This is a genomic window from Xanthomonas sp. CFBP 8445 (genome assembly GCF_025666235.1).
In the GTDB taxonomy this organism is placed as follows: Bacteria; Pseudomonadota; Gammaproteobacteria; order Xanthomonadales; family Xanthomonadaceae; genus Xanthomonas_A; species Xanthomonas_A indica.
This window is the reverse complement of record NZ_CP102594.1, coordinates 3,763,790-3,787,566: the sequence shown is the minus strand read 5'-3', so window position 1 is coordinate 3,787,566 and position 23,777 is coordinate 3,763,790. Positions and strand designations below refer to the sequence as shown.

Genomic DNA, 23,777 nt, shown 5'->3' with positions numbered 1-23,777 from the left:
ACGCAGGGGCGTCGCCAAGAGGCCCAAGGCACCAGGTTTTGATCCTGGCATTCGTAGGTTCGAATCCTACCGCCCCTGCCATTTAGTATGCAGATCCCTCTGCAAAAGCCCGCACCTCCATGTGCGGGGATTCAATGGGAAAAGCATCGCTTCTCCTCGCTTTCCGATTCACGTCGTTTCGTCGCCACACGCTCTTTGCAGCCACCCCAGAGACCCCTCATGCAAGACCAACGCAACCTGCTGGTGTTCTCCGGCAACGCCAACAAGCCCCTGGCCAAAAGCATCTGCCGCGAGCTGGGCGTACGCCCCGGCAAGGCGATGGTCTCCAGCTTCTCCGACGGCGAAGTGCAGGTGGAGATCGAGGAGAACGTGCGCCGGCAGGAAGTGTTCGTGATCCAGCCGACCTGCGCGCCCAGCGCAGAGAACCTGATGGAGCTGCTGGTGATCATCGACGCGCTCAAGCGCGCCAGCGCCGCCAGCGTCACCGCGGTGGTGCCGTACTTCGGCTACTCGCGGCAGGACCGGCGCATGCGTTCCTCGCGCGTGCCGATCACCGCCAAGGTCGCGGCCAAGATGTTCAGTGCGGTCAACACCGACCGGGTGCTGACCGTCGACCTGCACGCCGACCAGATCCAGGGTTTCTTCGACATCCCGGTCGACAACGTCTACGCCTCGCCGCTGCTGCTGGCCGACATCTGGCGCGCCTACGGCACCGACAACCTGATCGTGGTGTCGCCGGACGTGGGCGGCGTGGTGCGCGCCCGTGCCGTGGCCAAGCGCCTGGACGACGCGGACCTGGCGATCATCGACAAGCGCCGCCCGCGCGCCAACGTGTCGACGGTGATGAACATCATCGGCGACGTCGAGGGCAAGACCTGCGTGCTGGTCGACGACATCGTCGACACCGCCGGCACCCTGTGCGCCGCCGCGGCCGCGCTGAAGGAGCGCGGCGCACTGAAGGTTGCGGCGTACTGCACGCACGCGGTGCTGTCCGGCCCGGCGGTGAGCAACATCAGCAATTCGCAGCTGGACGAACTGGTGGTCACCGACACGATTCCGCTGTCGGAGGCCGCCCGCGCCTGCGGCAAGATCCGTCAGCTGAGCGTCGCCGAGCTGCTGGCCGAAACCATCCGCCGCATCGCCTTCGGCGAGTCGGTGAGCTCGTTGTACGTCGATTGATTCAAGGGCGGGGATTGGAGATTCGGGATTGGGGATTCGCAACGGCGCTGGCTCTGCAAATCCCCAATCCCGAATCCCCAATCCCCGCTCCACACAGACTCTTCTGGTCGCGGAAGAGTCCTTCAAACCGCCGCGAGGCGGTTCATTCAACCAAGGTAGTAAACGCAAATGGCAACCACGCATGAAATCAAGGTTCAGCGCCGCGAAGTCGAGGGCAAGGGTGCGAGCCGCCGCCTCCGTCGCGACGGCCTGATCCCGGCGATCGTCTACGGTGGCGATCTGAAGCCGGTCAACATCCAGCTCGACCACAACGAAGTCTGGCTGGCCAGCCAGAACGACTGGTTCTATTCGTCCATCCTCAGCCTGAGCCTGAACGGCGACGTGCAGAAGGTGTTGCTGCGCGATATGCAGCGTCACCCGTTCAAGCAGCTGATCATGCACATCGACTTCCAGCGCGTGAACGACAACGAAGCCCTGCACGCCTCGGTGCCGCTGCACTTCATCAACGAGGACGTGTCCCCGGCCGGCAAGTCGGCCGAAGTGGTCGTCACCCACGAGCTGAACGAAATCCAGGTGGTGTGCCTGCCGAAGGACCTGCCGGAGTTCGTCGAAGTCGACCTGGCCGCGCTGTCGGTCGGCGACGTGATCCACCTGTCCGATCTGAAGCTGCCGGCCGGCGTCGAGCTGCCGGAACTGAAGCTGGGCAAGGAGCACGACGTGGCGGTGGTCATCGCCAAGCACGGCCGTGTCGAGGAAGAGCCGGAAGCCACCGACGCGGCGGCTGCCGCCGAGCCGGCCAAGAAGGACGGCAAGTAATCGCCTGCGCAGCGTCCGGGCCCTCGGTCCGGACGCTGCGGCGATGCATTGCGCATGACTGGTCTGCGTCTGATCGTCGGCCTGGGCAATCCCGGCGCCGAACACGCGAATACCCGGCACAACGCCGGGTTTCGTTTTGTCGACGCGTTGGCCGAACGGGCCGGCGCGCGCTGGAGCGTGGACGCCAAGCTGTTCGGCGAGACCGCCAAGATCGAGGTCGCGGGGCAGGCGGTGTGGCTGCTGAAGCCGGCCACCTTCATGAACCTCAGCGGCAAGTCGGTGACGGCTGCCTTGCGCTTCTGGAAGATCGAACCGGCGCAGGCGCTGCTGGCGCACGACGAACTGGACCTGGCGCCGGGCACGGCGCGGCTCAAGTTCGACGGCGGCCACGGCGGCCAGAACGGACTGCGCGATACCATCCGCCTGCTCGGGCATGCCGGCTTCCACCGCCTGCGCATCGGCATCGGCCATCCCGGCCACAAGGACAAGGTGGTGCCGTGGGTGCTGGGGCGTGCCGGCAAGGACGACCAGGTCCTCATCGATCGCGCCATCGACGACGCCATCGCGGTGCTGCCGCTGGCCGTGCAGGGCGACTTCAACGAGGCGATGAAGCGGTTGCATACGAGCAGGGATTCGTGATTGGGGATTGGGGATTCGTGGCCGCGCGGCTGGCGAATCCCCAATCCCGAATCCCAAATCCCGGATCACACACATGGGCATCAAATGCGGCATCGTCGGCCTGCCCAACGTCGGCAAGTCGACCCTGTTCAATGCGCTGACCAAGGCGGGCATCGCCGCGGCCAATTTTCCGTTCTGCACCATCGAGCCGAACGTGGGCGTGGTGCCGGTGCCGGATCCGCGCCTGAACGCGCTGGCGGCGATCATCAATCCGCAGAAGGTCGTGCCGACCGCGGTCGAGTTCGTCGACATCGCCGGCCTGGTTGCCGGTGCGGCCAGCGGTGAAGGCCTGGGCAACAAGTTCCTGGCGCACATCCGCGAGGTCGATGCGATCACCCACGTGGTGCGCTGCTTCGAGCATGGCGACATCATCCACGTGAACAACAAGGTCGACCCGGTCTCCGACATCGAGACCATCGACACCGAGTTGGCCCTGGCCGACCTGGACAGCGTCGAGAAGGCGCTAAACCGCGCCGAGCGCGCGGCCAAGGGTGGCGACAAGGATGCGGCCGCGCGCAAGCCGGTGCTGGCCAAGCTGCAGGCCGCGCTGGCAGAGGGCAAGGCCGGGCGCAACGCTGGCCTGGACGAGGAGGAGAAGGCGCTGGTGCGCGATCTGTTCCTGCTCACCCTCAAGCCGGTGATGTACATCGCCAACGTGCTGGAAGACGGCTTCGAGAACAACCCGCACCTGGATGCGGTGCGTGCGCATGCCGCGGCCGAGGGGGCCGAAGTGGTGCCGGTGTCGGCGGCGATCGAGGAAGAGCTGTCGCAACTCGACGATGCCGATCGCGACGCGTTCCTGGCCGACCTGGGCCTGAGCGAGCCGGGCCTGAACCGGGTGATCCGTGCCGGCTACACCCTGTTGGGGCTGCAGACCTACTTCACCGCCGGGGTGAAGGAAGTGCGCGCCTGGACGGTCAAGGCCGGGTCGACCGCGCCGCAGGCCGCGGCGGTGATCCACACCGACTTCGAGAAGGGCTTCATCCGCGCCGAAACCATCGCCTACGACGACTTCATCAAGTACAAGGGCGAGGCCGGCGCCAAGGAAGCCGGGCGCCTGCGCCTGGAGGGCAAGGAGTACCGCGTGCAGGAAGGCGATATCCTGCATTTCCGCTTCAACGTCTGATGCGCGCGTGCGTCCTGGCCGGGCGCATGCGGGCAACGACGATTTCCTTCGACATCGCGTCAAAATACTGTTGACAAGGCGAGGATGTCAGGGAAGAATAGCGGGCTGTTTCACCCCTCTCTGATTTCGGCTTCGCAGCCGGGTTCGAGTGGGTAAGTTGGAGGGATACCCAAGCGGCCAACGGGGGCAGACTGTAAATCTGCTGGCTTACGCCTTCGGTGGTTCGAATCCACCTCCCTCCACCAGTTATTTTGTTGTGGCAGTGCGGCATCCCGTAGCGGGAGTAGTTCAACGGTAGAACCTCAGCCTTCCAAGCTGATGGTGCGGGTTCGATTCCCGTCTCCCGCTCCATTGAACGCGCTTGTGTCACAATAGAACAACGCTCACGTAGCTCAGTCGGTAGAGCACCTCCTTGGTAAGGAGGAGGTCGAAGGTTCGATTCCTTTCGTGAGCACCATATTCAGTCGTCAAATCTTTCTACGATCATCGAGAAGAAGCAGCCATGGCCAAGGGTAAGTTCGAGCGCACCAAGCCGCACGTCAACGTCGGCACCATCGGTCACGTCGACCACGGCAAGACCACGCTGACCGCGGCGCTGACCAAGATCGGCGCAGAGCGCTTCGGCGGCGAGTTCAAGGCGTATGACGCGATCGACGCGGCGCCGGAAGAGAAGGCGCGCGGCATCACGATCTCGACCGCCCACGTGGAATACGAATCCCCGACGCGCCACTACGCGCACGTGGATTGCCCGGGTCACGCGGACTACGTCAAGAACATGATCACCGGTGCGGCGCAGATGGACGGCGCGATCCTGGTGTGCTCGGCCGCTGACGGCCCGATGCCGCAGACCCGCGAGCACATCCTGCTGTCGCGTCAGGTCGGCGTGCCGCACATCGTGGTGTTCCTGAACAAGGCCGACATGGTCGACGACGCCGAGCTGCTCGAGCTGGTCGAGATGGAAGTGCGGGAGCTGCTGAGCAAGTACGACTTCCCGGGCGACGACACCCCGATCATCCACGGTTCGGCCCGCCTGGCGCTGGAAGGCGACCAGAGCGAGATCGGCGTGCCGGCGATCCTGAAGCTGGTGGACGCGCTGGACTCGTTCATCCCGGAGCCGCAGCGCGACGTGGACAAGCCGTTCCTGATGCCGGTGGAAGACGTGTTCTCGATCTCGGGCCGCGGCACCGTGGTGACCGGCCGTATCGAGCGCGGCGTGATCAAGGTGGGCGACGAAATCGAAATCGTCGGCATCCGTGCCACGCAGAAGACCACCGTGACCGGTGTGGAAATGTTCCGCAAGCTGCTGGATCAGGGCCAGGCGGGCGACAACGCGGGCCTGCTGCTGCGCGGCACCAAGCGTGACGACGTGGAGCGCGGCCAGGTGCTGTGCAAGCCGGGTTCGATCAAGCCGCACACCGACTTCGAAGCCGAAGTGTACGTGCTGTCGAAGGACGAGGGTGGCCGTCACACCCCGTTCTTCAAGGGCTATCGCCCGCAGTTCTACTTCCGCACCACCGACATCACCGGTGCGGTGCAGCTGCCGGAAGGCGTGGAAATGGTGATGCCGGGCGACAACGTCAAGATGGTGGTGACGCTGATCAACCCGGTGGCGATGGACGAAGGTCTGCGCTTCGCGATCCGCGAAGGCGGCCGTACCGTCGGCGCCGGCGTGGTGGCCAAGATCATCAAGTAATGCCCTCCGGCGGCCAAGGCCGCCGGGCTCGACGGCAGGACGGCGGCTTCGGTCGCCGGAATCCGACGAGGTGCAGGCGACTTCGGTCGCCGGGTTCAGCGAAGGGCGGGCCGGAACCTTCGGTCCGCCTTCGCCGTCTCAGGGAAGTGCAGTCGTTCTTACTACACGCCAGTAGCTCAATTGGCAGAGCAGCGGTCTCCAAAACCGCAGGTTGGGGGTTCGAGTCCCTCCTGGCGTGCCAATCTGCCGCTCCCTATCCAGTGACCTCGGTCGCATAGCAGCAAGAGTCGGATGAACAGCAAGATCGAGCATTCCAAAGGCCCCGCCGCATCCTCCGGCGGCGATATCGTCAAGTACGTCATCGCTGCGCTGCTGGTGGTCGCCGGCCTGTTTGTCTGGTTCTGGTTCGGCGAGTCGAGCCGTGCTGCACAGCTGGGGAGCTGGTCCGGTCCGCTGCGCGCACTGGCGGTGATCGCGGGTCTGGTGGCCGGTGCCGCGGTGTTCCTGCTGACCGCCAAGGGCCGCGAAGGCCGCGAGTTCCTGTCCGAGTCCCGTTTCGAACTGCGCAAGGTGGTGTGGCCGACCCGTCAGGAGGCCATTCGCACCACCTGGGTGGTGATCGTGGTGGTGATCATTCTGAGTCTGTTGCTGGGCGGGTTCGATTTCCTGATCCAGAAGCTGATGCAGTGGTTCGTGAGCCGTTGAGGAGAGTGCAGCAGTGAAGCGTTGGTATGTCGTTCACGCCTATTCAGGCTTCGAGAAGTCCGTGGCGCAAGCGCTGCGCGACCGTATTGCGCGTGACGAGATGCAGGAGCGCTTCGGCGACGTGCTGGTGCCCACCGAGGAAGTGATCGAGATGCGCTCCGGCCAGAAGCGCCGTTCCGAGCGCAAGTTCTTCCCGGGTTACGTGCTGGTGCAGATCGAAACCCACGATGAAGGCGGCATTCCGCGCATCGACAACGAAAGCTGGCACCTGGTCAAGGAAACGCCGAAGGTGATGGGCTTCATCGGCGGTACCGCCGACCGTCCGCTGCCGATCCGCGACGAAGAGGCCGATGCGATCCTGCAGCGCGTTCAGGATGGCGTGGAGAAGCCGCGTCCCAAGGTGCTGTTCGAGCCGGGCCAGATGGTACGCGTCACCGACGGCCCGTTCAACGACTTCAACGGCGTGGTCGAGGAAGTCAACTACGAGAAGAGCCGCCTGCGCGTGGCGGTGCTGATCTTCGGCCGCTCCACCCCGGTGGAACTGGAATTCGGCCAGGTCGAGAAGGCCTGAGCCCGCCCCGGCGCGGCTGCGCCGGGCGCCAGAATCTCTGCTATACTGCGCGGCTCCCTGTCCAGGCAAGCCGCGGGGCAGAACGGAAGCCGCCGCGAGGCGGCTTTCTGCGCACTTCAAAAACGTGATGGCGGGACACGTGATTTTCCCGTCGCGATGGGGAGCCTGCGGTTCAGGCGCTAGCACCCGGAGACACTAAAATGGCAAAGAAAGTCGTCGGTTACATCAAGCTGCAGGTGAAGGCCGGTCAGGCCAACCCCTCGCCGCCGGTCGGTCCTGCGCTGGGTCAGCGCGGTCTGAACATCATGGAATTCTGCAAGGCGTTCAACGCCGCCACGCAGAAGCTGGAGCCGGGCCTGCCGACTCCGGTCATCATCACGGCCTATTCGGACCGTACCTTCACCTTCGTCACCAAGAGCACCCCGGCCAGCGTGCTGCTGAAGAAGGCCGCGGGCGTGAGCTCCGGCTCCAAGCGTCCGAACACCGAGAAGGTGGGCAAGGTGACCCGCAAGCAGCTCGAAGAGATCGCCAAGGCGAAGGAAGCCGACCTGACGGCGGCGGAGCTGGAAGCGGCGGTACGCACGATTGCGGGTTCCGCCCGCAGCATGGGCCTGACGGTGGAGGGTTAAGCAATGGCACAGACCAAGCGACAGAAAGCGATCCGTGCTGCCGTGCAGCCGGGCAAGGCGTATTCGATCGACGAAGCGCTGAAGATCGTCAAGACCACCAGCAAGGCCAAGTTCGTCGAAGCCGTCGACGTGGCCGTGCGCCTGGGCGTGGACGCCAAGAAGTCCGACCAGCAAGTGCGCGGTTCCACCGTGCTGCCGGCCGGTACCGGCAAGAGCGTGCGCGTGGCGGTGTTCGCCCCCGCCGGCGCCAAGGCTGACGAAGCGCTGGCCGCCGGTGCCGACGCCGTCGGCATGGACGACCTGGCCGAGAAGATGCAGGGCGGCGACCTGAACTACGACGTGGTCATCGCCACCCCGGACGCGATGCGCGTCGTCGGTAAGCTGGGCACCCTGCTGGGCCCGCGCGGCCTGATGCCGAACCCCAAGGTCGGCACCGTGTCCGCCAACCCGGCCGAAGCGGTCAAGAACGCCAAGTCGGGTCAGGTGCGCTACCGCACCGACAAGGCCGGCATCATCCACTGCACCATCGGCAAGGCCAGCTTCGAAGACGATGCGCTGAAGAGCAACCTGCAGGCGCTGCTGCTGGACCTGGTCAAGGCCAAGCCGGCGACCTCGAAGGGCACCTACCTGCAGAAGATCTCGGTGAGCTCGACCATGGGTCCGGGCGTCACCATCGATCAGGCTTCGCTGTCCCTGAAGTAATCGCAAGACGGCGCCGCCCGCGAGGTGCGGCGCCGGTTTCACCCTTTTGAAGGCGTCGCCCGGGGCAACCCGACGCGAAGCCGTCAAAGACCGCAGGCGCGGTCTGCGCATACCGACGACGGGCACGGAAGCTCGAAATGGCAAGGAGTCGCCGTCGGTACAGCGGGATCGCTTAATCAGCCCCTCGGGGCCAGCCGGCGTAGATGGTGCCGCCTTTCTGGAGTTTTTCTGGTGCAGGCCAGCCCGGTGTCCCGGGCGCGCTCACTCCAGGTCTGGAACGGCCACCAACTGGGATGCCATGCGGCATCCCCGGCATCCAGGAAGGAGGCCGCCCAGGACCGCAAGCGGCAGGAGCCGCGAGCGGAGTAAGTTTGAAGCAGGGATTCGAGATTCGAGATTGGGGATCGGCAAGAGCGGCGTTGCGGCTCCTGACGAATCCCGAATCACCAATCCCAACTCCCGGCTTTAACGGAGGAGTGCAATGGCTCTCAATCTTTCCCAGAAGCAAGAAGTCGTCGCCGAACTGGCCGACGTCGCCGCGAAGGCCCACTCCTTGGTTGCTGCCGAGTACGCCGGCATCACGGTCTCGCAAATGACCGCGATGCGCAAGAAGGCGCGCGAAACCGGTGTGTACTTGCGTGTTGTCAAGAACACCCTGGCCGCGCGTGCCGTTGCCGGTACCGAATACGAGTGCGTCCAGGACGCGCTGGTCGGTCCGCTGCTGTATGCGTTCTCGACGGAAGAACCCGGCGCTGCCGGTCGTCTGATCAAGGAATTCGCCAAGGGTAACGACAAGCTGCAGGCCAAGGTCGTGTCGCTGGGTGGTCAGCTGTATCCGGCCGCTCATCTCGAGGTATTGGCGTCGCTGCCGACCCGCGAGCAGGCGCTGGCCATGCTGGCACGCGTCCTGGCCGAGCCGGCGAGCATGTTCGCCCGTGCGGTCAAGGCCGTGGGCGACAAGCAGGGTGGCGGCGACGCCGCTCCCGCCGACGCCGAAGCGGAAGCCCCGGCCGAAACGGCTTAAGTTCGCGACACCTGAAACGGTTCACTAGAACCTCATCCAGAAAAAATTCCAAAGGTAATCACAATGTCCCTGTCTAACGAGCAGATCGTCGACGCAATCGCCGAAAAGACCCTCATGGAAGTGATGGAGCTGGTCAAGGCCATCGAAGACAAGTTCGGCGTTTCCGCCGCCGCCCCGGTCGCCGCTGCCGGTCCGGCCGTGGCCGCCGCCCCGGTCGAAGAGCAGACCGAGTTCAACGTCATCCTGGTCGACGCCGGCGCCAAGAAGGTCGACGTCATCAAGGCTGTCCGCGCCATCACCGGCCTGGGCCTGAAGGAAGCCAAGGACCTCACCGAGGCCGGCGGCGTGCTGAAGGAAGCCGTGTCGAAGGAAGACGCCGACAAGTTCAAGAAGGACCTGGAAGCCGCTGGCGCGAAGGTCGAAGTCAAGTAAGCAGTCCCTTGCATCGCCAGCCGTTCAAGGCGATGCACTGAAGGCTGGGGGCGAAAGCCCCCGGCCTTTGGCCGTTTCAGGCGGGAACCGGGAATCGGGAATGGAGAATCGGAACAGCCACGCTACGTGCGCTCCACGATTCCCCTTTCTCCATTCCCCATTCCCTGCTTCACCACCGAGTTGGTAGTTGGAAGTAGCGGGAGAAGGCGTGCTGGTGCCGGCAATACCAGCGACTTCCAACTGACAATTTATGTTCACTCAGGGCCGCGGACGCGCGGCCCGCATCAGCCAAGGTGATACCTCATGACGTCTTATTCGTTCACCGAAAAGAAGCGTATCCGCAAGGACTTCGGCAAGCAGCGCTCGATCCTCGAAGTGCCGTTCCTGCTCGCCATCCAGGTGGATTCCTACCGCGAGTTCCTGCAGGAGAACACCGACCCGAACAAGCGTTCGGACCACGGCCTGCACGCGGCCCTGAAATCGGTGTTCCCGATCTCCAGCTACAGCGGCAACGCGGCGCTGGAGTACGTCGGCTACAAGCTCGGCGAACCGGTGTTCGACGAGCGTGAATGCCGCCAGCGCGGCATGAGCTACGGCGCGCCGCTGCGCGTGACCGTGCGCCTGGTGATCTACGACCGCGAGTCCTCGACCAAGGCGATCAAGTACGTCAAGGAGCAGGAGGTCTATCTCGGCGAAATCCCGCTGATGACCGACAACGGCACCTTCATCGTCAACGGCACCGAGCGCGTCATCGTCTCGCAGCTGCACCGCTCGCCGGGCGTGTTCTTCGACCACGACCGTGGCAAGACCCACAGCTCGGGCAAGCTGCTGTACAGCGCCCGCATCATTCCGTACCGCGGCTCCTGGCTGGACTTCGAGTTCGACCCGAAGGACGCGCTGTTCACCCGTATCGACCGCCGGCGCAAGCTGCCGGTGTCGATCCTGCTGCGCGCGCTCGGCTACTCGAACGAGGAGATGCTCTCGGAGTTCTTCGAGATCAACACCTTCCACATCGACCCGAAGGAAGGCGTGCAGCTGGAGCTGGTGCCCGAGCGCCTGCGCGGCGAAACCCTGAACTTCGACCTGGCCGACGGCGACAAGGTCATCGTCGAAGCCGGCAAGCGCATCACCGCGCGCCACGTCAAGCAGCTCGAGGCCTCCGGCATCGCCGCGCTGGCCGTGCCCGACGAGTACCTGGTCGGCCGCATCCTGTCGCACGACGTGGTCGATGCTTCGACCGGCGAACTGCTGGCCAGCGCCAACGACGAGATCAGCGAAGATCAGCTGACCGCGTTCCGCAAGGCCGGCGTCGACGCCGTGGGTACGCTGTGGGTCAACGACCTGGATCGTGGTCCGTACCTGTCCAACACCCTGCGCATCGATCCGACCAAGACCCAGCTCGAGGCGCTGGTCGAGATCTACCGCATGATGCGTCCGGGCGAGCCGCCGACCAAGGACGCCGCGCAGAACCTGTTCCACAACCTGTTCTTCACCTTCGAGCGCTACGACCTGTCCACGGTCGGCCGCATGAAGTTCAACCGTCGCGTCGGCCGCAAGGAAGTCACCGGCGAGTCGGTGCTGTACGACAAGAAGTACTTCGGCGAGCGCAACGACGAGGAGTCCAAGCGCCTGGTCGCCGAGCACGGCGACAGCTCCGACATCCTGGACGTGATCAAGGTCCTGACCGAGATCCGCAACGGCCGCGGCGTGGTCGACGACATCGACCACCTGGGCAACCGTCGCGTGCGCTCGGTCGGCGAAATGGCCGAGAACGTGTTCCGCGTGGGCCTGGTCCGCGTCGAGCGCGCGGTCAAGGAGCGCCTGTCGATGGCCGAGTCCGAAGGCCTGACCCCGCAGGAACTTATCAACGCCAAGCCGGTGGCCGCCGCGATCAAGGAGTTCTTCGGCTCCTCGCAGCTGTCGCAGTTCATGGACCAGAACAACCCGCTGTCGGAAGTGACGCATAAGCGTCGCGTCTCCGCGCTGGGCCCGGGCGGCCTGACCCGCGAGCGCGCCGGCTTCGAAGTGCGCGACGTGCATCCGACCCACTACGGCCGCGTCTGCACCATCGAAACCCCGGAAGGCCCGAACATCGGCCTGATCAACTCGCTGGCGGTGTATGCCCGCACCAACCAGTACGGCTTCCTGGAGACGCCGTACCGTAAGGTCGTGGACGGCCAGATCACCGACGAAGTCGAGTACCTGTCGGCGATCGAAGAGAACGAGTACGTCATCGCCCAGGCCAACGCGCTGCACGATGCCAAGAGCCGCCTGACCGAGCAGTTCGTGCCGTGCCGCTACCAGGGCGAGTCGCTGCTGAAGCCGCCGGCGGAAGTGCACTTCATGGACGTGTCGCCGATGCAGACCGTGTCGATCGCGGCCGCGCTGGTGCCGTTCCTGGAGCACGACGACGCCAACCGCGCGCTGATGGGCGCGAACATGCAGCGCCAGGCCGTGCCGACGCTGCGTGCGCAGAAGCCGCTGGTCGGCACCGGCATCGAGCGCGCCGTGGCGCGCGACTCGGGCGTGACCGTGAACGCGCGCCGTGGCGGCGTGATCGAGCAGATCGACGCCGGCCGCATCGTGGTCAAGGTCAACGAGGCCGAGATCGGCGGCGGCACCGACGCCGGCGTCGACATCTACAACCTGATCAAGTACACGCGTTCCAACCAGAACACCTGCATCAACCAGCGTCCGCTGGTGAACGTAGGCGACGTGATCGCGCGCGGCGACGTGCTGGCCGACGGTCCCTCGACCGACATCGGCGAGCTGGCCCTGGGCCAGAACATGCTGATCGCGTTCATGCCGTGGAACGGCTACAACTTCGAAGACTCCATCCTGCTCTCCGAGCGCGTGGTGGAAGAGGATCGCTACACCACGATCCACATCGAAGAGCTGACCTGCGTGGCGCGCGACACCAAGCTGGGGCCGGAGGAAATCTCCGCCGACATCCCCAACGTGTCCGAGCAGGCGCTGAACCGTCTGGACGAGAGCGGCGTGGTGTACATCGGTGCGGAAGTGCGCGCCGGCGACATCATGGTCGGCAAGGTCACGCCGAAGGGCGAGAGCCAGCTGACCCCGGAAGAGAAGCTGCTTCGCGCGATCTTCGGCGAGAAGGCTTCGGACGTGAAGGACAGCTCGCTGCGCGTGCCGCCGGGCATGGACGGCACCGTCATCGACGTGCAGGTGTTCACCCGCGACGGTATCGAGAAGGACAAGCGCGCCCGCCAGATCGAGGAAAACGAGATCAAGCGCGTCAAGAAGGACTTCGACGACCAGTTCCGCATCCTGGAGAGCGCGATCTATGCGCGTCTGCGTGGCCAGCTGATCGGCAAGGTCGCCAACGGCGGTCCGAACCTGAAGAAGGGCGACACCATCAGCGACGCCTACCTGGACGGCCTGAAGAAGTCCGACTGGTTCGCGCTTCGCATGAAGGACGAGGACGCCTCCGAGGCGATCGAGCGCGCGCAGAAGCAGATCCAGGCGCACGAGAAGGAGTTCGAGCGTCGCTTCGCCGACAAGCGCGGCAAGATCACCGCCGGCGACGACCTCGCCCCGGGCGTGCTGAAGATGGTCAAGGTGTTCCTGGCGGTGAAGCGCCGCATCCAGCCCGGCGACAAGATGGCCGGTCGCCACGGCAACAAGGGTGTCGTGTCGATGATCCAGCCGATCGAGGACATGCCGTACATGGCCAACGGCGAGACCGTGGACATCGTGCTGAACCCGCTGGGCGTGCCGTCGCGTATGAACATCGGCCAGGTGCTGGAAGTGCACCTGGGCTGGGCCGCCAAGGGCCTGGGTCGCAAGATCCAGAACATGCTCGAGGCCCAGGCCAAGGTCGCCGACCTGCGCAAGTTCCTGGCGCAGATCTACAACCACGACCAGAAGCTGGGCGAGGACCGCGTGGATCTGGACCAGTTCAGCGACGCGGAGCTGCTGGCGCTGTCGAAGAACCTGACCGACGGCGTGCCGATGGCCACCCCGGTGTTCGACGGTGCGACCGAGGCCGAGATCAAGCACATGCTCGAACTCGCCGACCTGCCGATCAGCGGCCAGACCCAGCTGTACGACGGCCGCACCGGCGAGGCATTCGATCGCCACACCACGGTCGGCTACATGCACATGCTGAAGCTGAACCACCTGGTCGACGACAAGATGCACGCGCGCTCCACCGGCCCGTACTCGCTGGTCACCCAGCAGCCGCTGGGCGGCAAGGCGCAGTTCGGCGGCCAGCGCTTCGGCGAAATGGAAGTCTGGGCGCTGGAAGCCTACGGCGCGGCCTACACCCTGCAGGAAATGCTGACGGTGAAGTCCGACGACGTGCAGGGCCGCAACCAGATGTACAAGAACATCGTCGACGGCGAGCACGAGATGGTCGCCGGCATGCCGGAGTCCTTCAACGTGCTGGTGAAGGAAATCCGCTCGCTGGCGATCAACATGGAACTGGAAGACTGAGGGGCCGGGACCCGGATCCCGGGGCCCGGGACTCGGAAAAGCCAGGAGCGCAGCCGCTCTGCTTTTCCGGGTCCCCGGTCCCGAGTCCCGGGTCCCGATAGAACCCTTTTCGCCCCCGTCCTCGATACGAAATTCCTCCGACCCGGAGATACCCAATGAAAGACCTGCTCAACCTCTTCAACCAGCAGCGCCAGACGCTGGACTTCGACGCGATCAAGATCGCGCTGGCCTCGCCGGACCTGATCCGTTCGTGGTCCTTCGGCGAAGTGAAGAAGCCGGAAACCATCAACTACCGTACCTTCAAGCCGGAGCGCGACGGCCTGTTCTGCGCCGCCATCTTCGGCCCGATCAAGGACTACGAGTGCCTGTGCGGCAAGTACAAGCGCATGAAGCACCGCGGCGTGGTCTGCGAAAAGTGCGGCACCGAAGTGACCCTGGCCAAGGTGCGTCGCGAGCGCATGGGCCACATCGACCTGGCCTCGCCGGTCGCGCACATCTGGTTCCTGAAGTCGCTGCCGTCGCGCATCGGCCTGATGCTGGACATGACCCTGCGCGACATCGAGCGCGTGCTGTACTTCGAAGCCTACGTGGTGACCGAGCCGGGCCTGACCGCGCTCGAGCGCCGCCAGTTGCTGACCGAAGAGCAGTACCTGACCGCGCGCCAGGAGCACGGCGACGACTTCGACGCCGCCATGGGCGCCGAGGCGGTGTACGAACTGCTGCGCACCATCGACCTGCAGTCGGAAATGACCCGCCTGCGCGAAGAGATCGCCGGCACCGGGTCGGAGACCAAGCTCAAGCGCCTGACCAAGCGCATCAAGCTGATCGAGGCCTTCATCGAGTCCGGCAACCGTCCGGAGTGGATGGTGATGACCGTGCTGCCGGTGCTGCCGCCGGATCTGCGTCCGCTGGTGCCGCTGGACGGCGGCCGCTTCGCGACCTCCGATCTGAACGACCTGTACCGCCGCGTCATCAACCGCAACAACCGTCTGCGCCGCCTGCTCGAGCTGAACGCGCCGGACATCATCGTGCGCAACGAAAAGCGCATGCTGCAGGAATCGGTCGATGCGCTGCTGGACAACGGCCGTCGCGGCCGTGCCATCACCGGCACCAACAAGCGCCCGCTGAAGTCGCTGGCCGACATGATCAAGGGCAAGCAGGGCCGGTTCCGCCAGAACCTGCTCGGCAAGCGCGTGGACTACTCCGGCCGTTCGGTGATCGTGGTCGGCCCGACCCTGCGCCTGCACGAGTGCGGCCTGCCGAAGAAGATGGCGCTGGAGCTGTTCAAGCCGTTCGTGTTCGCCAAGCTGCAGCGTCGCGGCCTGGCCACCACCATCAAGGCCGCCAAGAAGCTGGTCGAGCGCGAAGAAGCCGAGGTCTGGGACATCCTGGAAGAGGTGATCCGCGAGCACCCGGTGCTGCTGAACCGTGCGCCGACCCTGCACCGTCTGGGCATCCAGGCGTTCGAGCCGGTGCTGATCGAAGGCAAGGCGATCCAGCTGCACCCGCTGGTCTGCACCGCGTTCAACGCCGACTTCGACGGTGACCAGATGGCCGTGCACGTGCCGCTGTCGCTGGAAGCGCAGCTGGAAGCGCGCGCGCTGATGATGTCCACCAACAACATCCTGTCGCCGGCCAACGGCGAGCCGATCATCGTGCCGTCGCAGGACGTGGTGCTGGGTCTGTACTACATGACCCGCGCGCTGGAGAACAAGAAGGGCGAGGGCATGGTCTTCGCCAACATCGCCGAAGTGAAGCGCGCCTACGACAACCGTGCGGTCGAACTGCACGCCAAGGTCAAGGTCCGCATCACCGAGACGGTGATCGACGAGGACGGCAACCGCACCAAGAAGGCCTCGATCGTGGACACCACGATCGGGCGTGCGCTGCTGGCCGAAATCCTGCCGGAAGGCCTGCCGTTCGCGCTGGCCAACACCGAGCTGACCAAGAAGAACATCAGCCGCCTGATCAACTCCAGCTACCGCCAGCTGGGTCTGAAGGACAGCGTGGTGTTCGCCGACAAGCTGATGTACACCGGCTTTGCCTACGCCACCCGCGCCGGCGTGTCGATCGGCATCGACGACATGCTGATCCCGTCGGAGAAGAAGGGCATCCTCGGCGAAGCCGAGCAGGAAGTGCTGGAAATCCAGGAGCAGTACCAGTCCGGTCTGGTCACCGCCGGCGAGCGCTACAACAAGGTCGTGGACATCTGGTCGCGTACCAACGAGCGCATCGCCAAGGCGATGATGGACACCATCGGCACCGAAAAGGTGGTCAACGCCAAGGGCGAGACCATCGACCAGAAGTCGATGAACTCGCTGTACATCATGGCCGACTCTGGCGCGCGTGGTTCGCAGGCGCAGATCCGTCAGCTGGCCGGCATGCGCGGCCTGATGGCCCGCCCGGACGGCTCGATCATCGAGACGCCGATCAAGGCGAACTTCCGCGAAGGCCTGAACGTGCAGGAGTACTTCAACTCCACCCACGGTGCCCGTAAGGGTTTGGCCGATACCGCGCTGAAGACCGCCAACTCCGGTTACCTGACCCGTCGCCTGGTCGACGTGGCGCAGGACGTGGTGATCACCGAGCCCGATTGCGGCACCACCGACGGCCTGACCATGACCCCGATCGTGGAAGGCGGCGACGTGGTCGAGCCGTTGCGCGACCGCGTGCTCGGCCGCGTGGTGGCCGAGGACGTGTTCCTGCCGGGCAACGACGAGGATCCGATCGTCACCCGCAACACCCTGCTCGACGAGCAGTGGGTGGCCAAGCTGGAAGAGGCCGGCGTGCAGTCGGTCAAGGTCCGCTCGACCATCACCTGCGAGTCGGCGTTCGGCGTGTGCGCGCGCTGCTATGGCCGCGACCTGGCCCGTGGCCACCTGGTCAACATCGGCGAAGCGGTCGGCGTCATCGCCGCGCAGTCGATCGGCGAGCCGGGTACCCAGCTGACCATGCGTACCTTCCACATCGGCGGCGCGGCATCGCGTGCGGCCGCGGTGGACAACATCACGGTCAAGACCACCGGTTCGATCAAGTTCAACAACCTCAAGTCGGTCGAGCACGCCAACGGCTCGCTGGTGGCGGTGTCGCGTTCGGGCGAACTGTCGGTGCTCGACGGCCACGGCCGCGAGCGCGAGCGCTACAAGCTGCCGTACGGCGCCACCATCACCGCCAAGGACGGTGATGCGGTCAAGGCCGGCCAGTCGGTGGCGAACTGGGATCCGCACAACCACCCGATCGTGTCGGAAGTGGCCGGTTTCATCCGCTTCATCGACTTCATCGACGGCGTCACCGTCATCGAGAAGACCGACGAACTGACCGGCCTGGCCTCGCGCGAGATCACCGATCCGAAGCGTCGCGGCACCCAGGCAAAGGACCTGCGCCCGATCGTGCGCATCGTCGACGCCAAGGGCAACGATCTGACCATCCCGGGTACCGATCTGCCGGCGCAGTACCTGCTGCCGCCGCGCTCGATCGTCAACCTGCAGGACGGCGCGCCGGTCGGCGTGGGCGACGTGGTCGCCAAGATCCCGCAGGAAGCGTCCAAGACCCGCGACATCACCGGTGGTCTGCCGCGCGTGGCCGACCTGTTCGAAGCGCGCAAGCCGAAGGATCCGGCGATCCTGGCCGAGCGCTCGGGCATCATCAGCTTCGGCAAGGACACCAAGGGCAAGCAGCGCCTGATCATCAAGGACACCGACGGGTCGGAGCACGAAGAGCTGATCCCGAAGTACCGCCAGATCATCGTGTTCGAAGGCGAGCACGTGGCCAAGGGCGAAACCGTGGTGGACGGCGAGCCGAGCCCGCAGGACATCCTGCGTCTGCTGGGCGTCGAGCCGCTGGCCGCGTACCTGGTCAAGGAAATCCAGGACGTGTACCGCCTGCAGGGTGTGAAGATCAACGACAAGCACATCGAGGTCATCACCCGGCAGATGCTGCGCAAGGTCGAGATCACCGACCAGGGCAACAGCAAGTTCCTCAACGGCGAGCAGGCCGAGCGCCAGCGCGTCATCGAGGAGAATGCCCGTCTGGTCACGCGCAACGAGCTGCCGGCCAAGTACGAGCCGGTGCTGCTGGGCATCACCAAGGCCTCGCTGGCGACCGAGTCGTTCATTTCGGCCGCGTCGTTCCAGGAGACCACCCGCGTCCTCACCGAGGCGGCGGTCCGCGGCACCAGCGACACGCTGCGCGGCCTGAAGGAAAACGTGATCGTGGGTCGCCTGATCCCGGCCGGTACCGGCCTGGCGTACCACAACACGCGCCGCCGCAATGCCAGCGGCCTGACCGAGTCGGAGATGCAGACCCTGTCCGGCGGCAGCGCCGAGCCGGCGGTCGAGACCTCCGCACCGGCGGCTGCCGGCAGCGAAGAGTAAGCAGTAAGCGGACCGGTCCCGCCCGCGGGGCCGCTCTACCAAGCGAAAGGGGGCGCAGCGGAAGCGCCCCGTATTCCGGCCCCGGATGGGCCAGCAAGTAAAAATTCCGTTGAGTTGACGGCGCTTTGACTTGCCCGCTATACTTTCCTGTCTCGGCAGGCCGTCCTTCGGCCTGCCTTCGTTTTCACGCATCCAGGCCCGACGGCCTCAATCAGAAGAATCCACTGATGGCGACGATCAACCAGCTGGTCCGCAAGCCGCGGCAGGCGACCACCTACAAGAGCGCCTCTCCGGCGCTGGACAAGTGCCCGCAGCGCCGTGGCGTCTGCACGCGCGTGTACACCACCACCCCGAAGAAGCCGAACTCGGCCCTGCGCAAGGTCGCCAAGGTGCGCCTGACCAACCAGGAAGAGGTCATCAGCTACATCGGCGGCGAAGGCCACAACCTGCAGGAGCACTCCGTGGTCCTGATCCGCGGCGGCCGCGTCAAGGATCTGCCGGGCGTGCGCTACCACACCGTGCGCGGTTCGCTCGACGCCGCCGGCGTCGCCAAGCGTCGCCAGGGCCGTTCCAAGTACGGCGCCAAGCGCCCGAAGAGCTAAGGGGAAGTACACATGTCTCGTAAAGGTAATACGCCGCAGCGCGCCGTTCTCCCGGATCCCAAGCACGGGAGCGAAACCATCGCCCGCTTCATCAACATGGTGATGCTGAGCGGCAAGAAGTCGGTCGCCGAAAAGATCGTGTACGGCGCGATGGACGTGATCGGCGAGAAGAACCCCAACGCCATCGAGCTGGTGCAGAAGGCGCTGGACAACGTCGCTCCGGCGGTCGAGGTCAAGTCGCGCCGCGTCGGCGGTGCCACCTACCAGGTGCCGGTCGAGGTGCGTTCCTCCCGTCGCATGGCGCTGGCGATGCGCTGGCTGATCGACTCGGCGCGCAAGCGCGGCGAGAACTCGATGCCGCGCAAGCTCGCGGCCGAGCTGGTCGATGCCTCGGAAAACCGTGGCGGCGCCATCAAGAAGCGCGAAGAAACTCACCGCATGGCGGAAGCGAACAAGGCGTTCGCGCACTACCGCTGGTGACCTTCCGGGCCTTGGAAACGGGGCCCGCTGGCACCATCTGAGTGCCGCTAGCCGCGCCGTTGCGCGCGGCACAAATCCGAAGGCCGCCGCAAGGCGGCGTTCGGCCATCCGAAATCCAAGAAATTTGAGAGGCTCCCTGTGGCCCGTACCACTCCCATCGAGCGTTACCGCAACTTCGGCATCATGGCCCACATCGATGCCGGCAAGACCACCACCTCCGAACGCATCCTGTTCTACACCGGCGTCAGCCACAAGATCGGCGAGGTGCATGACGGTGCCGCGACGATGGACTGGATGGAGCAGGAGCAGGAGCGTGGCATCACGATCACCTCCGCGGCCACCACCGCGTTCTGGACCGGCATGGACAAGTCCATGCCGCAGCACCGCTTCAACATCATCGACACCCCCGGGCACGTGGACTTCACCATCGAAGTCGAGCGCTCGCTGCGCGTGCTCGACGGCGCGGTGTTCGTGCTGTGCGCGGTCGGCGGCGTGCAGCCGCAGTCCGAGACCGTGTGGCGTCAGGCCAACAAGTACGCGGTGCCGCGTCTGGCGTTCGTCAACAAGATGGACCGCACCGGCGCCAACTTCGACAAGGTCGTCGAGCAGCTGAAGGCCCGCCTGGGCGCCTACCCGGTGCCGATGCAGGTGCCGATCGGCGCCGAAGACGGCTTCGAGGGCGTGGTCGACCTGGTCAAGATGAAGGCGATCCACTGGGATACCGCCTCGCAGGGCACCGTGTTCGAATACCGCGACATTCCCGCGCACTTGGTCGACAAGGCCACCGACGCGCGCGCGTTCATGGTCGAGGCCGCGGCCGAAGCCAATGAAGACCTGATGGACAAGTACCTCAACGAGGGCGACCTGTCCGAGGCCGAGATCCTGGGCGGTCTGCGCGAGCGCACCCTGAAGGTGGAGGTGGTGCCGGTGTACTGCGGCACCGCGTTCAAGAACAAGGGCGTGCAGGCCATGCTCGACGGCGTGATCCAGCTGCTGCCGTCGCCCAGCGACCGTCCGCCGGTCAAGGGCATCGACGAAGACGAGAAGGAAGACAGCCGTCCGGCCACCGACAACGCCCCGTTCTCGGCGCTGGCGTTCAAGATCATGACCGATCCGTTCGTCGGTTCGCTGACCTTCTTCCGCGTCTACTCCGGCACGCTGAACTCCGGCGACCAGGTGTACAACCCGGTCAAGTCGAAGAAGGAGCGCGTGGGCCGCATCCTGCAGATGCACTCCAACAACCGCGAAGAGATCAAGGAAGTGCGCGCGGGCGACATCGCCGCGGCGGTGGGCCTGAAGGACGTCACCACCGGCGACACGCTGTGCGCGCAGGACCACATCATCACCCTGGAACGCATGGTGTTCCCGGAGCCGGTGATCTCGATGGCGGTCGAGCCGAAGACCAAGTCGGACCAGGAAAAGATGGGCATCGCATTGAGCCGTCTGGCGCAGGAAGATCCCTCGTTCCGCGTCAACACCGACGAAGAGTCCGGCCAGACCATCATCCGTGGCATGGGCGAGCTGCACCTGGAAATCATCGTCGACCGCATGAAGCGCGAGTTCAACGTCGAAGCCAACGTCGGCAAGCCGCAGGTTGCCTACCGCGAGACCATCCGCAAGGCGGTCAAGCAGGAAGGCAAGTTCGTGCGTCAGTCCGGCGGTAAGGGCCAGTACGGTCACGTCGTGCTCGAGATCGAGCCGCAGGAGCGTGGTCAGGGCTACACCTTCGAGAACGCGATCGTCGGCGGCGTGGTGCCGAAGGAATACATCCCGGCGGTGGACAAGGGCATCCAGGAAGCGGTGGCCAACGGCGTGATGGCCGGCTACCCGATCGTGGACGTCAAGGTGCGCCTGATCGACGGTTCGTACCACGACGTCGACTCGTCGGAAATGGCGTTCAAGATCGCCGGCTCGATGGGCTTCAAGGAAGGCTTCAACAAGGCCAACCCGGTGCTGCTGGAGCCGATCATGAAGGTCGAGATCGTCACCCCGGAGGATTACCTGGGCGACGTGATGGGCGACGTGAGCCGTCGTCGCGGCATCCTGCAGGGCCAGGACGACAGCCCGTCGGGCAAGGTGATCAACGCGATGGTGCCGCTGGGCGAAATGTTCGGCTACGCCACCACGCTGCGCTCGATGTCGCAGGGTCGCGCCACCTTCTCGATGGAGTTCGACCACTACGCCGAAGCGCCGGCCAACATCGCCGACTCGGTCATCAAGAAGAACTGAGATTAGAGCGACGGTATGCGTGCCGCGGACCCGATCCGCGCCGCATCCCGCTCTCTCGTCCCCCAATACGAATCACGAGGTAGAGAAGACATGGCAAAGGGTAAGTTCGAGCGCACCAAGCCGCACGTCAACGTCGGCACCATCGGTCACGTCGACCACGGCAAGACCACGCTGACCGCGGCGCTGACCAAGATCGGCGCAGAGCGCTTCGGCGGCGAGTTCAAGGCGTACGACGCGATCGACGCGGCGCCGGAAGAGAAGGCGCGCGGCATCACGATCTCGACCGCCCACGTGGAATACGAATCCCCGACGCGCCACTACGCGCACGTGGATTGCCCGGGTCACGCGGACTACGTCAAGAACATGATCACCGGTGCGGCGCAGATGGACGGCGCGATCCTGGTGTGCTCGGCCGCTGACGGCCCGATGCCGCAGACCCGCGAGCACATCCTGCTGTCGCGTCAGGTCGGCGTGCCGCACATCGTGGTGTTCCTGAACAAGGCCGACATGGTCGACGACGCCGAGCTGCTCGAGCTGGTCGAGATGGAAGTGCGGGAGCTGCTGAGCAAGTACGACTTCCCGGGCGACGACACCCCGATCATCCACGGTTCGGCCCGCCTGGCGCTGGAAGGCGACCAGAGCGAGATCGGCGTGCCGGCGATCCTGAAGCTGGTGGACGCGCTGGACTCGTTCATCCCGGAGCCGCAGCGCGACGTGGACAAGCCGTTCCTGATGCCGGTGGAAGACGTGTTCTCGATCTCGGGCCGCGGCACCGTGGTGACCGGCCGTATCGAGCGCGGCGTGATCAAGGTGGGCGACGAAATCGAAATCGTCGGCATCCGTGCCACGCAGAAGACCACCGTGACCGGTGTGGAAATGTTCCGCAAGCTGCTGGATCAGGGCCAGGCGGGCGACAACGCGGGCCTGCTGCTGCGCGGCACCAAGCGTGACGACGTGGAGCGCGGCCAGGTGCTGTGCAAGCCGGGTTCGATCAAGCCGCACACCGACTTCGAAGCCGAAGTGTACGTGCTGTCGAAGGACGAGGGTGGCCGTCACACCCCGTTCTTCAAGGGCTATCGCCCGCAGTTCTACTTCCGCACCACCGACATCACCGGTGCGGTGCAGCTGCCGGAAGGCGTGGAAATGGTGATGCCGGGCGACAACGTCAAGATGGTGGTGACGCTGATCAACCCGGTGGCGATGGACGAAGGTCTGCGCTTCGCGATCCGCGAAGGCGGCCGTACCGTCGGCGCCGGCGTGGTGGCCAAGATCATCAAGTAATGTCCTCCGGCGGCGCAGGCCGCCGGTGTTGGAATCGCCAGCGACTGCGGTCGCCGGCATCGCGAAGGGTCGGCGCAAGCCGGCCCTTCGTCGTTTCCGGCATCGGTGCAGGCGCTGCCGCGCTTCACGCGCTTTTCTCGTCCAGGGTGTTGCGGCCGGGCAGGGTGGTCGCTATAATACGCGGCTCGGCGTTCCTGGGTAGGGCGCCGGCAAGACAGCGAAAAGAGAGGCAGGACGCCGCTCGTGTTCGCAGGACCGGGAAGGTCGCGTCGCATGGAGCACTCAACAACCCTGGGTTGTTGACGCTGCTCTAGCTGCGCATTATACTTTTCCGTCTGGGCAGGCCGGGTCGACTGGTCTGCCCCAGTTTTTGGGGCGGAGGAATGCCCCCGCCGAGCCGGATGCTTTGCGGTACGACATCAGGAAACAACCGGGGCAGGTATCCCAGAGGCCTTGCCCGTCGCTCTTTTAACGAAGGAACCCACCGTCATGGCGGACCAAAAGATCCGGATTCGGCTGAAGGCGTTCGATCATCGTTTGATCGACCGTTCGGCCAGCGAGATCGTCGAGACGGCCAAGCGGACCGGCGCGCAAGTGCGTGGCCCGATCCCGCTGCCGACCAAGATCGAACGCTACACCATCCTCGTTTCCCCGCACGTCGACAAGGACGCGCGTGACCAGTACGAGACCCGCACGCACAAGCGCGTGCTCGACATCGTCGACCCCAACGACAAGACCGTGGACGCGCTGATGAAGCTCGAGCTCGCGGCTGGCGTCGATGTCCAGATCAAGTTGACCTGAG

Annotated in this window: 18 protein-coding genes and 5 tRNA genes; all 23 read left to right on the top strand. The window is 65.1% G+C overall.

Features of this window, described 5'->3' with window-relative positions; all coding sequences use genetic code 11:
• Positions 1 to 4 precede the first annotated feature (4 nt).
• A tRNA-Gln gene (locus NUG21_RS16270) sits at positions 5 to 81 on the top strand.
• A gap of 138 nt (positions 82 to 219) precedes the next feature.
• Complete coding sequence (locus tag NUG21_RS16265; RefSeq protein WP_184502335.1) at positions 220 to 1,179, top strand: ribose-phosphate diphosphokinase; 960 nt, start codon at positions 220 to 222, stop codon at positions 1,177 to 1,179.
• A 168-nt stretch (positions 1,180 to 1,347) separates the two neighbouring features.
• Positions 1,348 to 1,995, top strand: coding sequence for a 50S ribosomal protein L25/general stress protein Ctc (locus NUG21_RS16260; protein ID WP_017907366.1), 648 nt, complete (start codon positions 1,348 to 1,350; stop codon positions 1,993 to 1,995).
• A gap of 54 nt (positions 1,996 to 2,049) precedes the next feature.
• Positions 2,050 to 2,634 carry an aminoacyl-tRNA hydrolase gene (gene pth, locus NUG21_RS16255; protein ID WP_019797973.1) on the top strand — a complete coding sequence of 195 codons (585 nt, stop codon included), beginning with the start codon at positions 2,050 to 2,052 and terminating at the stop codon, positions 2,632 to 2,634.
• Positions 2,635 to 2,707: 73 nt separating this feature from the next.
• Positions 2,708 to 3,799, top strand: a complete 1,092-nt coding sequence (ychF, locus tag NUG21_RS16250) for a redox-regulated ATPase YchF (RefSeq protein WP_184502333.1) — start codon at positions 2,708 to 2,710, stop codon at positions 3,797 to 3,799.
• 159 nt (positions 3,800 to 3,958) lie between these two features.
• A tRNA-Tyr gene (locus NUG21_RS16245) sits at positions 3,959 to 4,044 on the top strand.
• 32 nt (positions 4,045 to 4,076) lie between these two features.
• Positions 4,077 to 4,150, top strand: a tRNA-Gly gene (locus NUG21_RS16240).
• 30 nt (positions 4,151 to 4,180) lie between these two features.
• Positions 4,181 to 4,256 (top strand) — tRNA-Thr (locus tag NUG21_RS16235).
• A gap of 45 nt (positions 4,257 to 4,301) precedes the next feature.
• Entirely contained in the window at positions 4,302 to 5,492 is a 1,191-nt protein-coding gene (tuf, locus tag NUG21_RS16230) for an elongation factor Tu (protein WP_242081676.1), read from the top strand.
• A 165-nt stretch (positions 5,493 to 5,657) separates the two neighbouring features.
• Positions 5,658 to 5,733, top strand: a tRNA-Trp gene (locus NUG21_RS16225).
• A 50-nt stretch (positions 5,734 to 5,783) separates the two neighbouring features.
• A complete protein-coding gene (gene secE / locus NUG21_RS16220; RefSeq protein ID WP_019796555.1) occupies positions 5,784 to 6,197 on the top strand; it encodes a preprotein translocase subunit SecE in 414 nt (137 codons plus the stop codon).
• A 13-nt stretch (positions 6,198 to 6,210) separates the two neighbouring features.
• Positions 6,211 to 6,768: a transcription termination/antitermination protein NusG gene (gene nusG / locus NUG21_RS16215; protein ID WP_010341344.1), complete on the top strand. Its 558-nt coding sequence runs from the start codon at positions 6,211 to 6,213 to the stop codon at positions 6,766 to 6,768.
• A 200-nt stretch (positions 6,769 to 6,968) separates the two neighbouring features.
• On the top strand, positions 6,969 to 7,397 hold the full coding sequence (rplK, locus tag NUG21_RS16210; RefSeq protein WP_010341342.1) for a 50S ribosomal protein L11: 429 nt from the start codon (positions 6,969 to 6,971) through the stop codon (positions 7,395 to 7,397).
• A gap of 3 nt (positions 7,398 to 7,400) precedes the next feature.
• Entirely contained in the window at positions 7,401 to 8,099 is a 699-nt protein-coding gene (gene rplA / locus NUG21_RS16205; protein WP_017908392.1) for a 50S ribosomal protein L1, read from the top strand.
• 481 nt (positions 8,100 to 8,580) lie between these two features.
• On the top strand, positions 8,581 to 9,123 hold the full coding sequence (rplJ, locus tag NUG21_RS16200) for a 50S ribosomal protein L10 (RefSeq protein ID WP_010341340.1): 543 nt from the start codon (positions 8,581 to 8,583) through the stop codon (positions 9,121 to 9,123).
• Positions 9,124 to 9,186: 63 nt separating this feature from the next.
• Positions 9,187 to 9,555, top strand: a complete 369-nt coding sequence (gene rplL / locus NUG21_RS16195) for a 50S ribosomal protein L7/L12 (protein ID WP_019797548.1) — start codon at positions 9,187 to 9,189, stop codon at positions 9,553 to 9,555.
• Between the two features lie 303 nt (positions 9,556 to 9,858).
• Positions 9,859 to 14,010: a DNA-directed RNA polymerase subunit beta gene (rpoB, locus tag NUG21_RS16190; protein WP_010341337.1), complete on the top strand. Its 4,152-nt coding sequence runs from the start codon at positions 9,859 to 9,861 to the stop codon at positions 14,008 to 14,010.
• 155 nt (positions 14,011 to 14,165) lie between these two features.
• Positions 14,166 to 18,383 (top strand): DNA-directed RNA polymerase subunit beta', encoded by a 4,218-nt coding sequence (gene rpoC / locus NUG21_RS16185; protein WP_184502855.1) that lies wholly within the window; start codon positions 14,166 to 14,168, stop codon positions 18,381 to 18,383.
• Positions 18,384 to 18,610: 227 nt separating this feature from the next.
• Positions 18,611 to 18,985, top strand: coding sequence for a 30S ribosomal protein S12 (gene rpsL / locus NUG21_RS16180; RefSeq protein WP_003469157.1), 375 nt, complete (start codon positions 18,611 to 18,613; stop codon positions 18,983 to 18,985).
• Between the two features lie 12 nt (positions 18,986 to 18,997).
• Entirely contained in the window at positions 18,998 to 19,465 is a 468-nt protein-coding gene (rpsG, locus tag NUG21_RS16175; RefSeq protein ID WP_010341334.1) for a 30S ribosomal protein S7, read from the top strand.
• Positions 19,466 to 19,603: 138 nt separating this feature from the next.
• Complete coding sequence (gene fusA, locus NUG21_RS16170) at positions 19,604 to 21,694, top strand: elongation factor G (protein WP_184502856.1); 2,091 nt, start codon at positions 19,604 to 19,606, stop codon at positions 21,692 to 21,694.
• A 90-nt stretch (positions 21,695 to 21,784) separates the two neighbouring features.
• Complete coding sequence (gene tuf, locus NUG21_RS16165; protein ID WP_242081676.1) at positions 21,785 to 22,975, top strand: elongation factor Tu; 1,191 nt, start codon at positions 21,785 to 21,787, stop codon at positions 22,973 to 22,975.
• 489 nt (positions 22,976 to 23,464) lie between these two features.
• The gene (gene rpsJ, locus NUG21_RS16160) at positions 23,465 to 23,776 is read left to right on the top strand and encodes a 30S ribosomal protein S10 (protein WP_010341589.1); all 312 of its coding nucleotides are present in this window, start codon (positions 23,465 to 23,467) and stop codon (positions 23,774 to 23,776) included.
• Position 23,777 lies beyond the last annotated feature (1 nt).